Below are 12,517 nucleotides of genomic sequence, written 5' to 3' on the forward strand. Positions count from 1 at the left end.
TACTATCCGACATGATGTGAAACGGGTAAAATGGTAAGAAACCTCTCCAGAACAGGAGGTACTTGAACGTGCCAAGTGTAATGCAATTTAGTGGTCCATTGGAATATAGCTATCGCTCCACCAGCACGTACGACCCTGGAGCCTCGGACGGATTTCATTCACATCCGCAATATGAGGTGTACTATTTTCATGATGGCGAATGCACCTATCTGATTGGAGATCGAGTCTACAACCTTGAACCGGGTGATCTGGTCCTGATGCATGGCATGACTCTTCATCGGCCACATCCCATGCCGGGGAAACCGTATGTGCGAACGACGCTGCACTTCGATCCCTCAGCCATCCGCAGCAGTCTGCACCCGGACCGGGTGAGCGAAGTGTTGAAGCCGTTCGAAGAACTGAGAAACTGCCGGATCAATCTGACAGGCAATATCCGCTCCGAATTCGAATCTCTGCTGCTGAGTTTGCATCAGCTTACGGTGAATCCGGGTGATTTCAAAGAGGAACGCATGAACGTTCGTTTATGTGACCTGCTGTATGTTATAGCTGGAATCTGCCGAGGCAGGGTTGAGGACCACCTTCCCTCTTCCGAGAAGGAGCGGCATGTACAGCATATTATTGGATATGTCGAAACCCATTACATGGAGGACATTGGTCTGGATGATCTGGCAAATGAGCTTCATCTGTCCAAGCCTTATCTGGCAGGATTGTTTAAAGAAATGACGGGTAGTACCATATTTAAATATGTGTATGACCGCCGCATCAATCAGGCCAAGCTGTTATTCCAGTTCCAGCCGGATATCAGTGTGACAGAGGCCAGCCGATTGGCCGGGTTCAAACGTTTATCCCATTTCAGCCGTATGTTCAAACAAAGTGTAGGTTGTGCACCGGATCTCTACCGCAGTCGATTACAGCGACCGTTTGATTAATGTTGTTTTACGGATAAAAAATTTTACATGCTTCACAGCCTGAGGAGGTTACGGAATGCAATCTGATCAACCATTCAAGCTTGATTACCGCATTGGATCAGCCGATGCTGATTACAGATCACAATGTCGCCCATCTGCTTTACTGGAGCATATGCAGTTGGCAGCAGACCGTGATTTAGCAGGTATGGGAGTTACCGTATCGCAGATGCTGGATCAGGGATTGGGCTGGATGTTATTAACGACAGATGTCACGATCATGCGCCCAGCCCGATTGGAAGAAGAAGTATCCTTGCAGACGTGGCATAAAGAAAATAAAGGTGTGACCTGGTTAAGGGATTATATCCTCACAGATCGAGAGGGAACACATCTGGCGGAGGCTCGCACGGCTTGGGCGTTGGTCGATCTAAAGAGACGCAGAGTCGTCAGACCATCAGCTCTGCCTTTTGAAGTGAAATCATATCCGGATTTATCCTTAGGTGAAGCCCCTGCAAAAGTCACGGTCCCTTCTGAACTCAGCTTGCAGGAACAATATCGTTTAACTGTACAATACAGCAGCACAGACAGTAATGGTCATATGAACAACGCCCGGTATGCAGACGTGTGTTGTGATGCATTAACACTGGATGAACTGGCTGCAGGCATGATCCGTCTGCAAATATCATATCATCGTGAGATTCGTATGCAGGAGCAAATGATCGTTGAGCGTTCAGAAGTTACAGAGGGAGCTGTGTGGGTCCGAGGAAGATTGGCCGAAGAGAATGAGAGCATTATTTTTGAAGCCAAATTAAGTCTTGGAGACTCAACCGCTTCGCCCATTAATCAATAAAATGAAACTGAAAACAAGTAGATGAAGTCAACCAGTCTGTTCTGGTTGGCTTTTTTCTATTTTACCTCCTGATGCAGACATGGATCGTACCTGTTACATTCATCTCATATCTGCTCCGTGTTTAGAAGCCAGACAGAAAAGGTAAAAGAAGGTTAAATGGAAAAATGAAAACGAAGGAGGAATCACGAATGAAAGAGCGCACACCGGATCAAAATAACAAGGATGCACATCAGGATCGTTCCCATGACAATCCGGAGCAGTATGCAACAGAGCAGGAAAGTTTGCTTGACCGATATGAAGAAGAGCAGACGGTGGACCCCATTCCGATGGAAGATCTGAATATGGAGAAGCAGGAAGAGAAGAATAAGGATCAGACCAAGAGCAATTCGTCATCGGAAGAGAAATATCGAGCAGATTTTCGCGAGTCGCAGTGATCAGATGGATGCAATAGCTGTTTAAAATAAACAAAAAGCACTTTTGGTGAGAATAAATTAGTTTGTTGACTAATGTATGTTACTATATTATAGTTACTATGTTGGTAACTTAGGAAATACCATTTTGGGAGGCGAATATTTATGTCTACATCTTTCTTTGAAGCGTTGAAAAACAGAAGATCTTATTATGGAATCAGCAAGGAATCCACGATCTCGGATGCTAAAATCCAGGAAATCGTGGAAGAAGCGGTAAAATACACTCCGACTTCATTCAACTCACAAACATCTCGTGCCGTAGTATTGCTCGGTGAACAACACGACAAACTGTGGAACCACACAGAAGAAATTTTGCGTGAAGTGGTTGGCAATGCAGAAGCTTTCCAATCTACAGCTGAGAAAATGGCCGGATTCCGCAGTGGATACGGTACAGTACTCTTCTTCGAAGACAACAATGTGATCGCGCAGCTTCAACAAAATTTTGCAGCGTATGCTGATAACTTCCCGATCTGGGCGAACCAATCCAACGGTATGTTGCAACTGGTGATCTGGACTGCTTTGGAACAAGAGGGTCTGGGCGCTTCCCTGCAGCACTATAACCCGTTGATTGACGAGAAGGTCAAACAGGAATGGAACATTCCGGAGAACTGGAGACTAATCGCTCAAATGCCATTCGGCAAACCAACAGCAACACCAGGCGAGAAAGAATTCCAACCGATTGAACAACGTGTAAAAGTACACAAGTAAGACTTTCGCTCAAAGCCGAATGTGACCTCGATTCACAAAAAAATTGAGGTGCACTGGTTCAGCGAATTTCCCAATATTTAACCACATACGGCCTCGCTTCAATTTGATACGATGATGAAGATCGTACTCCAATGAAGCGAGGCTTTTTGATGTGAATTATAGAATATACAAACGTATCCGGCGAAAGCTATGGAACGCTGTTTTGTGCGGTGTACTGGCGATAGGATCAATCTCCATCGGTGAATCCACAGCTCAGGCAGCAGCGGCTCAGCAGGTATTCAAGGATACAACCTCCAGTTATGCCAAGGATGCCATTGCACATCTGGTCAAGGCGGGAATTGCTGCCGGAACCTCTGAGAATACGTTTGAACCCAAAAAGGCAGTCACACGTGCTGAATTTGCAACATTTGCTGTGAGACTGCTAGGTTTGAAACCTGTTAAAAACAATATTAATCCCTATAACGATGTCAGCATGAACGCTTGGTATTACGGGAACGTTGCAGCCATGACCAATCTTTCCATTCTTGAGGGCAAGAGTCAGGGCGTGTTCCAGCCAAACGCCTCCATCACTCGGGAAGAAGCGGCTGCACTGCTGGTAAGGATGCTGAAACAATCCTCCAAATCAACGAATCTCCTCTCATCCACGTATGATGATGCAGCGGAGATTTCCGACTGGGCGCGTCCTTATGTGCAGACCGTATATCAGCTTGGCTTGATGCGCGGCAGTGATGGCAAGTTTCGCCCGCATGACCAAGTGACCAGAGAAGAGGCAGCAGTGATGCTGGATGCCATTTTGCAAAAGAAAACCTGGTCAGATCAGCTGAAAGGCCACGATCAGCTTGGTATTCAGCTAGGATGGCAATATAATGCCTCTACTGCTGAGTTCAAGAAACAGGTCGAACAATCGGAAGCCAATACGCTGGTTCCCCGTTGGTTCTTCCTGAATAGCAGCATGAAAGTCACGGATCTCACGGACACATCGTTATTATCATGGGCATCTGCTACAGACCGACAGGTATGGCCGTTGCTTGGCAATCGTTCGAACCCGGACCTTACCCACCAGATGTTATCGAGCTCAGCCAACCGGACGTCAGTGATCTCACAGGTCGCATCTTATGTGAAAACATATAAACTGGATGGCATTAACGTGGATTTCGAGAACGTACTGCCAGCTGATCGTGAAGGAATGACCGCATTTATTACTTCACTGACAACGGCTCTACATGCACTGGGCGCTGTTGTATCCGTGGACGTATCACCCGATCTGGGGACAGACTGGACCGATGCATTTGATTATGCGCAATTGGGCGCTGTATCGGATTACATGGTACTGATGGGATATGAGGAGCATTGGAACGGCGATCCGCAAGCAGGGTCTGTGGCCTCTCTCCCTTGGGTTGAAAAGGCTCTGGACACGATGCTCGCTGAGGTCGTTCGCGCCAAAAGCATTCTGGCCCTGCCTTTATATACACGGGATTGGTCTTCCGTTAATCCGGCAGCCAGTTCATGGGACATCACCTTGGCAGAACAGGGAACTCGTGCACGAGCTTCAGGTTCCGTGAGACGATGGGATGCAGATCTGGTCCAATATGTCATTGGCTACAACAGTAATGGGACACCGAGAAATATATGGGCAGAGGACAGTCGTTCATTATCCGCGAAAGTAATGATGAGCGGAGAACGTAATATTGCCGGATTGGCCTACTGGTATATGGGTGGAGAGACGGCAGATGTATGGAATGCCATTTCGAATGCTTCACGATTTGAATCATATATTTTCTGAATTCAGGAATCATAAACCTTTCTTAACTGACCCAAACGCACCGTTATTCAGACGGATGGTTTGGGTTATTTTATTTTGGTAAAAGCTAAGTTGTAACGGATCACGTTTGATTTTGGTTGAATGGTGTAAATGGATAGAAGGATAGTGAACTGTCCAATAACATATGAAGAGATAGAAGCATAGGAGGGAGATGGAGCATGCGAGAGTATGATTGCATCATAGTAGGTGGAGGACTCGCAGGACTTCAGGCAGCCATTCAGATGGGGCGTTACTCTTGCCATCGGGTGTTGGTAGTGGACGCCGGAGAAGGCAGATCAACGTTATGCCGAACCTATCATAATATTCTTGGTTTTCCCGATGGAGTATCCGGTGAAGAGCTGCGCTCCAAAGGCAGAATGCAGGCAGAGCGGACTGGAGTGTCTTTTGAGAAAGACCGTATCATAAAGGCAGGACGCCGGGGAGAACAGATTCAATTGTTCGGCTCTTCCGGCTCTGAATATATGGCAAAAACAGTCTTGCTGGCAACCGGACTAACGGACAGAATACCCGCTATTCGGGGATTAAGGCCTACGTTGGGACAAACAGTATATGTGTGCCCGGATTGCGATGGATATGAGATTCAGGACCAGCGCACGATATTGCTGGGTGCAGGCGAAGCCGGTGCAAACATGGCTATGGTTTTGATTCAACGTACGAATGAGTTGTTATACATCAACCATGAGCAGTCGCCAATCTCCGCTGAGCTTCATCGAAGCATGAAAGAGGCAGGAGTTCGTTACCTTGAGGCGGCCGTTCAAGAAGTGCAACAGATGGAGGATGGCCATATTACAGGTGTATTGACGGAAGATGGACAGATATATGAGTCAGAGCGTGGATTTGTCGCATTTGGAGGCAATCGTGTACATTATGAACTGGCAGAGCAGCTTGGAGCCGTCATTGCGGAAAATAAACACGTGGAAGCCAACGCACGCAGCATGCAGGCTGCCCCTAATGTATGGATTGCCGGGGATCTGGGTCTGCACGCGGAACAAGCTACGGTTGCCATGGGTGAAGGCTCAATTGCTGCGATCTGGATTCACAAGGCATTGCAACAGATGAAAAAGGAAAATAAGGTGAAGCAGATCTAAACGCAAATTAAAATGCAGATGGTGAACAGCCCCATTCATAGAAAAAACAATTTTAAAGTCCCCCGACCGTTAAGACAAAGGTTGGAGGACTTTTTGCGTTGTACGCAAGCTGTTTACAAAAGTATGGTCTGAAATTATTTGCTGTTTGTATTGCGTGTCTCGTTCGTTTTGGCTTTGTGAGGATGGGTGATGTTGTCTACGATTTCTCCTACGGCTTCTTCAATCATGTCCGTTGGTCCGGGATTGTCCGGGTCGGGTTGAATAATTGCATTCACACCGGGCTGCAGATCTTTGTTTTTTCGTTCTTTTTTATGTTCATTCATGGAAAATTCCTCCTTATTCAGGTATGTTTAAGGTGTTCCTTAACATATCCAATCCTTGTAATGTATATGTAAACGATTAACCAATCAAATCAAATTGAAACGCTAAGTTTTAGGGGAGGAGGAGTTCATCTGTTCAAAAAAACGAGCATGCTCCTGTTACTTCTGATTTTATGTGTGTGGACATATTGGAGAACGGATAGCGATGATCAGAATCCGTATCTGATTACCGACTACAGCCGCCTTCATCCGGTTAAGGTTGAACGTGTGGTCGAGGGTCATGAAGAGCAGCAGCTCGTTGAACTTCTTCGGGACGCCCGAGAGCGGAACCTGAAGATATCGATTGCCGGGCAGCGGCATAGTCAGGGAGGACACACCTATTATAAAGATGGCATTGTCATAGACATGACCTCGTATAACAAAGTACTGGAAGTCAATACCGATGCCAAAAAGGTGCGTGTGCAGGCTGGGGCGACCTGGGCTGACGTACAGCGAGCCATTAATCCATATGGATTGGCGGTCAAAAATATGCAGTCCCAAAATATTTTCACCGTAGGCGGATCTATCAGTGTAAATGCACATGGTCGAGAGCTTCATCAAGGTTCCTTGATTGAAAGTGTCGATTCCTTTCATCTCTTAACGGCAGATGGTCAGATTCGGCAAGTAAGTCGCACCGAGAATGCCGAGCTTTTCCCGCTTGTTCTCGGCGGTTACGGACTGTTTGGCGTAATTCTGGACGTTACGTTGACGTTAACGGATGACGAAGTCTATCGTCTCACAACGAAGCAGGTGCAGGTTGAGGACTACCCGTCTTATTTTCAAAAGAATATCCTGGGAGACCCGATGATGCGTATGCATCTGGCCCGAATTTCAGTTCAGCCCGGTGAAGGCTACTTTCGCGAGATGTACGCATTGAATTATGCCTATGATCCTACGGCTTCACTGGATAATTATAATCATCTGAATGAACGTGAGAGGGGCGTGCTCACGAGCAAACTCCTGTTCAGCCTGAACCGTGAATTCGAGTGGGGGCGGGCCTGGTTTTGGCCGCTGCAGCAGCGATTCTTCGAGTCACAGGATGGCAAGAGTCTCAGCCGTAACAATGCGATGGCTTCTGCGTCTGCCTTTATGGAGTATCACCAGCCCGGCGAAAATGATCTGCTGCAGGAATATTTTATTCCGGTTGATGCCTTTCCCGCATTTGTTCAGGAGATGGGTGAGATTGTATCCCAGGAGCAATTGGATCTGCTTAACATTACAGTCAGATATGTAAAACATGATGAAGAAGCTGTGCTTTCTTATGCAACGCAGGATATGTTCGGTCTTGTCTGTTTATTTCACGCTTCATTGTCCGAGGAAGAACAAGGGAAGTTCAAGGAAAGTATGCAGCAGCTGATCCATGCCGTTCTTCGATATAACGGAACATATTATCTGCCCTATGCAGGTTATGCAACTTCAGAGCAGTTCGAACAGGCCTATCCACGAAAGAATGAGTTTTTTGCAGCAAAAGATAAGGTTGACCCCAATCATCTTTTTATGAACTATTTTATGGAGCAGTATGGAGGAAATCATCCATGAATATCAAGTGGCTTGTTCGATCTCAAAGTATCGTTACGCTCGCTTCGGGCACGATTTATCCGTATTATCTTTTGTTTCTCAAAAATCTGGGTAACAGCTTCTCCAAATATGGGCTTGCCTTTGCAGTATTTACAATCAGCTCGGCTGCTGCTTCACAATGGCTCGCTCCCCGGATGGATCGACACGCCAAGCAGTGGCTCATGGTAAGTTCGCTGGGGATGGCCGCAGCCATGATTGCATTTCCATGGGTCATATCCTATATATGGGTGTTGCTGCTGCAAATGTTGATGGGAACATGCAATGCGATGCAGCGAATGAGTGAACGAGTGCTGCTCGCCGATAATACGGTGGCTGGGCAACGGGGACCGGCAGTAGGTCACTATCATTTCTGGACATCCGCCGCGTCAGGATTTGCGGTTATTGTTGGCGGTGTGTTGATTGATTGGCTGACGATTGATGTTTTATTTTATCTGAGTGCCATACTGTATATGTGGGGAGCTCTGGTAGTATGGCGATTACGAAGCATCCCTAATGAGACAATAGATGGATAAAGGATAGAAATGGTCTGATTAAACTCCAGCGAGAAGTTTATATTATAGATAACCTGGTATGATTAAGCATTTTGCCTACATACCACAAAGCAATTATTCTCAAGGAGGTTTTTCAGATGAATGAACAAAATCATGTTATCCATAAGGATGGCCAAGTTTCAACTGACAAGGTAGATAATGCGATTGATAAGATTGCGCCGGAGGAACGGGAACAGATTTTACAGAATTTTGATACCTTTAAAGGCTATCTGGGCAAACGAATTGCAATGGGAGAATCGATTGGACTAGGTGAGGAGCAGATGGCCAAAATTGCCGAGAAAATAGCAGACTATTTGGCAGCCCGGGAAGAGCCGCGTAACCGTGAAGAGAAGTTGCTGCAAGAACTGTGGAATGTCGGGAAAGAGGAAGAACGCCATATGCTGGCTCATATGCTTGTGCGTCTGGCACAAGGTTCAACCCCGAATCATTAAGATCAAGCTGAAACTAAAAGCTAAGCCAATAGAGACTCTGGATGCCGAGGCATTCAGGGTTTCTTTTTGATGACATCTATTGTAACTATTTTTCATCTGGCTGATACTTTTGCAGGGTGTACACCCGTTATGATAGAGAGAGTAAAAGAAAGATTAAATATTCATATGAGCGTTTGAAGAGTAAGCCTTCCGGTTAAGGAATAGTAACGTTCATAATAAGGAGAGATGCTGCCTATGAAGAACGCGGCGAAACAATGGAAATTACGAATGCTGGGTGCGGCTGTTGCATTGCTTGGCATGATTGTGCTTGCTACATATTTACTTACACCAGCGAACGCTGAGGAGAGCAGGGACTCTGTACAGGCTTCTGCCAAAGCGCAGGCTGCTAACTCCGAGATGTTTACAGCGTATGTGAATGACATACAGCATGAGAACGGTAAATTGTATTTAATTGTAGACAAGATTGGCTGGTACCAAGGGGAAGAGGCCGATAAAGTTTTTGAACAACGCAATCCGGACTCTGGTATAGATGGTGCTCCTGATGGTTATTATATTGTCAATGACAGCAAAGAGCAGGAAAAGGTAGAAGTAAGTGCGAATGCTGAAGTGTTGATGCAGTTGTATGATCGTGATGGTACCGTATCAGGCACTACGATTCAATGGAATGAGTCCGTGGCGCTCAGCAAGTTTGAATCCTTGTATGACAATACCAATATTCTTGATCTGTCCGTATTCCCGTATCACCTCACTGTACAGGACGGCAAAGTGACCAAAATTGTACAGCAGTACATTCCATAACATTAGATCAAAATGCAACGGTTAAGCATTCCTCTGGTTCCAATGAACCGGCAGGGATGCTTTTTGGTTATGACAAATTCATGAAGGAGATTGTAATTCATGGTATGTACATGTATCATTATAGGAATGGTGTTTTTACATAGTTCAGGAGGCTTCTCATGCTTAAAGACATGATTGCATTAACGAAACCCGGACTTTTGCGGCTGAATGTGTTTGCGGTAGCGGTAGGGTTCTGGGTCGCTTCAAAATGGGATATCTCGTGGATATCTCTGCTCATGGTGTTGATTGGATCAACCTTGGTCATCGCTTCGGCTTGTGTCATTAACAACTACTGGGATCGTGAGTTGGATCAGAAGATGGAGCGTACCAAAAAACGGATTGATTACATCAATCATCTTAAACCCAAGTTTGTATTGGGGTATGGAATTGTTCTTGGTGTGGTTGGTTTTGTGCTGCTGTACTTCCTGGTCAATCCGTTATCTGGTTGGATGGCACTGCTCGGATGGTTTGCTTATATCGTGATCTACACGATGTGGCTCAAACGCAGCTCGACCTGGAGTACGTCATTGGGTGGAATTGCGGGGGCGATGCCGCCTGTAATCGGTTATTGTGCGGTAACCAATCAGATTGATGCAGGTGCCTGGTTGCTGTTTGCACTGTTATTCCTGTGGCAGCCACCTCACTTCTGGTCACTCGGGATTCGCAGAGTGGAAGAATATCGTGCAGCCGGTTTCCCGCTGTTGCCGGTAGTCAAAGGTGTGAAGCGTACAAAGGTGCAGATGATTCCTTACGTGTTTCTGTTGCTGCCTGCTGTATTTCTGTTGTATTACTACAACTTCGTTGGGCTTGTGTTTCTGCTTGTATCCGTCATTGGTGGTCTGATCTGGTTTGTCCATACACTAAGCGGATTGAAAACTCAGGATAATGAGAAATGGGCCAAGGTTAACTTTCTGATCTCCGTCAATTATCTCATGGTTGTATTCATTGTCATGGTGGCAAACACAACCTGGTCCTGAGCAACTCATCACTTTTGTACTTTTGTGAAATATTCGAATATGAAGATGTCAAGGTAGCTGGCATCTTACGAAAAAGCACGCTGTAGAATAGGCTTGGACAACCTCTGGTTGTCCCGGGCGTACTTCTCGGGGTGTTTTTTTGTTATAATTATACTATGGAAAATGATTTTGGAAGAATGGGAAGTGGAGTAAATGAATGATTTACAGCAGGCTATCCTCTTGAGAACGGAGGGGAAAATGCAGGAGGCGATAGAGCTGCTGCAGGAACTGGCATTACATGAACCGGACAATGCACAGGTTTGGTACCAGCTGGCTTGGGCTCATGATTCACTTGGACTGGAGCGGGAAGCAGTACCGCATTATGAGAAGGCTCTAAGTCTGGGGCTTCCGGTTGAGGACAGGACAGGTGCCATACTTGGACTTGGCAGCACATATCGGACTCTGGGGCAGTATGAGCAGGCGAAGGCCTGGTTTGAAAAGGGGTTAAATGAATTCCCGGAGAACCGGGAATTTGAAGTTTTTCTTGCCATGGTGCTCTACAATCTGGGCGAGCATGCGGAGGCTATGAGACGGCTGCTTGTACAACTGGCCGATACATCAAAAGATAAGGGAATAACCGACTACAGCAGAGCCATCCGTTTCTATGCAGATCAACTGGATCGAGTATGGGAGTAAAACTAATGTAATCGAGCGATAACAATTAATCTAAAGGAGATGATTGGATGAATTCGAATCACGAACAAGAACAAGTGCACGAAAGACTTGACCGGCTTGAGCAGAAGCTGGATTACCTGGCAGAAGCTCAACATGCGAACAGACGCTCACCCGGTGTACGCTTCCTGATTGGTTTTGCAATTGTGATTGCCGTTGTATTTGTTCTCATGCTGGTCATTGGCATTATACAATTTATAAGTAACGTCGGTTAGAACGATGGAGTTAGCCATTCCTGTACCGCTCTGATAAAACGACGTGAAGCAGGAGACAGATTGGTGAGAGACGGGCATGCGATGCCAATGGTACGAAAAGGATCTCCAGTGAGAGGAACAAGAGCGAGCTCGTTCGTATGGTGTTGAAGAACCATTTCAGGCAAGAGACTGATGCCCAGACCGTTTCGAACCATCGCCATGATGGCCTGATCTTCGGCGACCTCATAGACCACATTCAGCTTGGCCGCATGCTGCCGGATCAACCGTTCGATCTCGTTATCACCACCCCATTTAGGCAAAATAAAGGGTTGTTCCAGCAGTACATCAAATGAAACAGACTTCTCCGTAGCGAGTGGATGTTCCAGAGGCAGGATGCACATCATCCTGTCTTTTTGTAATGGAATCGTCTCAAAAGGTGAAGAATCGCCAAGGGACAGAAAACCAAGATCGATGGCACCTCCAGCCAGCCAGCCTTCAATTTCAGCATAGTCCCCCTCCCACAGCTTAATTTCGATGCCGGGATGACCGAGGCGAAATTGCTTCAGGATACCAGGCAGCCACTGCGTGGATACACTGGCGAAGGTGCCAATACGCACGGTTCCAATCTCGGCACCGCGAATTAATGAAATTTCCTGGTTCATCAGTTCCGTCCACCGCAGAATTTCACGAGTATAGCCCAGAATGCGTTCCCCTTCAGCAGTAAGTCGTACACCGGAGCGGCCTCGATTCAGCAGTGAAAAACCACACTCGGTCTCCAGACTGGCGATGGCATGACTGACGGCAGATTGGGTAATATTCAATGCTTCTGCTGCTTTGGTGAGGCTGCCGTATTCCACTACGGCATTCATAATTTCGTATTTGACCAATGACATGAAAGATTCCGTTCCTCTCTTCATTTAATACATGAGTTTATTTCATATTAACTATTATAAATATTCATTTTTATAATGCAAAGAGATCGTTTATACTTGCCAAGGCGAGTTAGTTCGACAGAGCCTTGGTCAGATTACAATAC

At 46.3% G+C, this 12,517-nt stretch carries 15 protein-coding genes; 13 read left to right on the plus strand and 2 right to left on the minus strand.

What is annotated here, in order from left to right; genetic code table 11:
- Window positions 1-68: 68 nt before the first annotated feature.
- The 6 genes from MKY42_RS13050 (at window position 69) to MKY42_RS13075 (ending at window position 5,843) form a co-directional block, all read left to right on the plus strand.
- Window positions 69-929, plus strand: a complete 861-nt coding sequence (locus tag MKY42_RS13050; protein ID WP_090896487.1) for an AraC family transcriptional regulator — start codon at window positions 69-71, stop codon at window positions 927-929.
- A gap of 55 nt (window positions 930-984) precedes the next feature.
- Entirely contained in the window at window positions 985-1,755 is a 771-nt protein-coding gene (locus MKY42_RS13055; protein WP_090896489.1) for an acyl-ACP thioesterase domain-containing protein, read from the plus strand.
- A 188-nt stretch (window positions 1,756-1,943) separates the two neighbouring features.
- Entirely contained in the window at window positions 1,944-2,189 is a 246-nt protein-coding gene (locus MKY42_RS13060; RefSeq protein WP_090896495.1) for a hypothetical protein, read from the plus strand.
- A 141-nt stretch (window positions 2,190-2,330) separates the two neighbouring features.
- Window positions 2,331-2,933, plus strand: a complete 603-nt coding sequence (locus tag MKY42_RS13065) for a nitroreductase family protein (RefSeq protein WP_090896498.1) — start codon at window positions 2,331-2,333, stop codon at window positions 2,931-2,933.
- Window positions 2,934-3,084: 151 nt separating this feature from the next.
- Window positions 3,085-4,716 carry an S-layer homology domain-containing protein gene (locus MKY42_RS13070; RefSeq protein WP_339851534.1) on the plus strand — a complete coding sequence of 544 codons (1,632 nt, stop codon included), beginning with the start codon at window positions 3,085-3,087 and terminating at the stop codon, window positions 4,714-4,716.
- Between the two features lie 197 nt (window positions 4,717-4,913).
- Complete coding sequence (locus MKY42_RS13075) at window positions 4,914-5,843, plus strand: NAD(P)/FAD-dependent oxidoreductase (protein ID WP_339851537.1); 930 nt, start codon at window positions 4,914-4,916, stop codon at window positions 5,841-5,843.
- Window positions 5,844-5,977: 134 nt separating this feature from the next.
- On the opposite strand, the gene MKY42_RS13080 is transcribed toward MKY42_RS13075, so the two are convergent.
- The gene (locus MKY42_RS13080) at window positions 5,978-6,166 is read right to left on the minus strand and encodes a hypothetical protein (RefSeq protein WP_179265096.1); all 189 of its coding nucleotides are present in this window, start codon (window positions 6,164-6,166) and stop codon (window positions 5,978-5,980) included.
- A gap of 147 nt (window positions 6,167-6,313) precedes the next feature.
- On the opposite strand from MKY42_RS13080, the gene MKY42_RS13085 reads away from it, so the two are divergent.
- The 7 genes from MKY42_RS13085 to MKY42_RS13115 all read left to right on the plus strand — a co-directional run bounded on the left by MKY42_RS13085 (window position 6,314) and on the right by MKY42_RS13115 (window position 11,502).
- Window positions 6,314-7,741, plus strand: a complete 1,428-nt coding sequence (locus MKY42_RS13085) for an FAD-binding oxidoreductase (protein WP_339851540.1) — start codon at window positions 6,314-6,316, stop codon at window positions 7,739-7,741.
- Entirely contained in the window at window positions 7,738-8,292 is a 555-nt protein-coding gene (locus tag MKY42_RS13090) for an MFS transporter (RefSeq protein ID WP_339851542.1), read from the plus strand. The genes MKY42_RS13085 and MKY42_RS13090 overlap by 4 nt, the downstream gene beginning before the upstream one ends.
- A 116-nt stretch (window positions 8,293-8,408) precedes the next feature.
- The gene (locus MKY42_RS13095; protein ID WP_339851545.1) at window positions 8,409-8,762 is read left to right on the plus strand and encodes a DUF3243 domain-containing protein; all 354 of its coding nucleotides are present in this window, start codon (window positions 8,409-8,411) and stop codon (window positions 8,760-8,762) included.
- Between the two features lie 234 nt (window positions 8,763-8,996).
- Window positions 8,997-9,560, plus strand: coding sequence for a hypothetical protein (locus tag MKY42_RS13100; RefSeq protein WP_090896521.1), 564 nt, complete (start codon window positions 8,997-8,999; stop codon window positions 9,558-9,560).
- 158 nt (window positions 9,561-9,718) lie between these two features.
- The gene (gene cyoE, locus MKY42_RS13105; RefSeq protein WP_339851548.1) at window positions 9,719-10,576 is read left to right on the plus strand and encodes a heme o synthase; all 858 of its coding nucleotides are present in this window, start codon (window positions 9,719-9,721) and stop codon (window positions 10,574-10,576) included.
- A gap of 192 nt (window positions 10,577-10,768) precedes the next feature.
- Window positions 10,769-11,251: a tetratricopeptide repeat protein gene (locus tag MKY42_RS13110; protein ID WP_339851551.1), complete on the plus strand. Its 483-nt coding sequence runs from the start codon at window positions 10,769-10,771 to the stop codon at window positions 11,249-11,251.
- Between the two features lie 47 nt (window positions 11,252-11,298).
- The gene (locus tag MKY42_RS13115; RefSeq protein ID WP_090896527.1) at window positions 11,299-11,502 is read left to right on the plus strand and encodes a hypothetical protein; all 204 of its coding nucleotides are present in this window, start codon (window positions 11,299-11,301) and stop codon (window positions 11,500-11,502) included.
- Here the strand turns inward: MKY42_RS13115 and MKY42_RS13120 are convergent.
- The gene (locus MKY42_RS13120; RefSeq protein WP_339851555.1) at window positions 11,499-12,374 is read right to left on the minus strand and encodes a LysR family transcriptional regulator; all 876 of its coding nucleotides are present in this window, start codon (window positions 12,372-12,374) and stop codon (window positions 11,499-11,501) included. The genes MKY42_RS13115 and MKY42_RS13120 overlap by 4 nt on opposite strands.
- Between the last annotated feature and the right edge of the window lie 143 nt (window positions 12,375-12,517).

Origin of the sequence: Paenibacillus sp. FSL W7-1088, assembly GCF_037969855.1 — a bacterium.
Lineage (GTDB): Bacteria > Bacillota > Bacilli > Paenibacillales > Paenibacillaceae > Paenibacillus.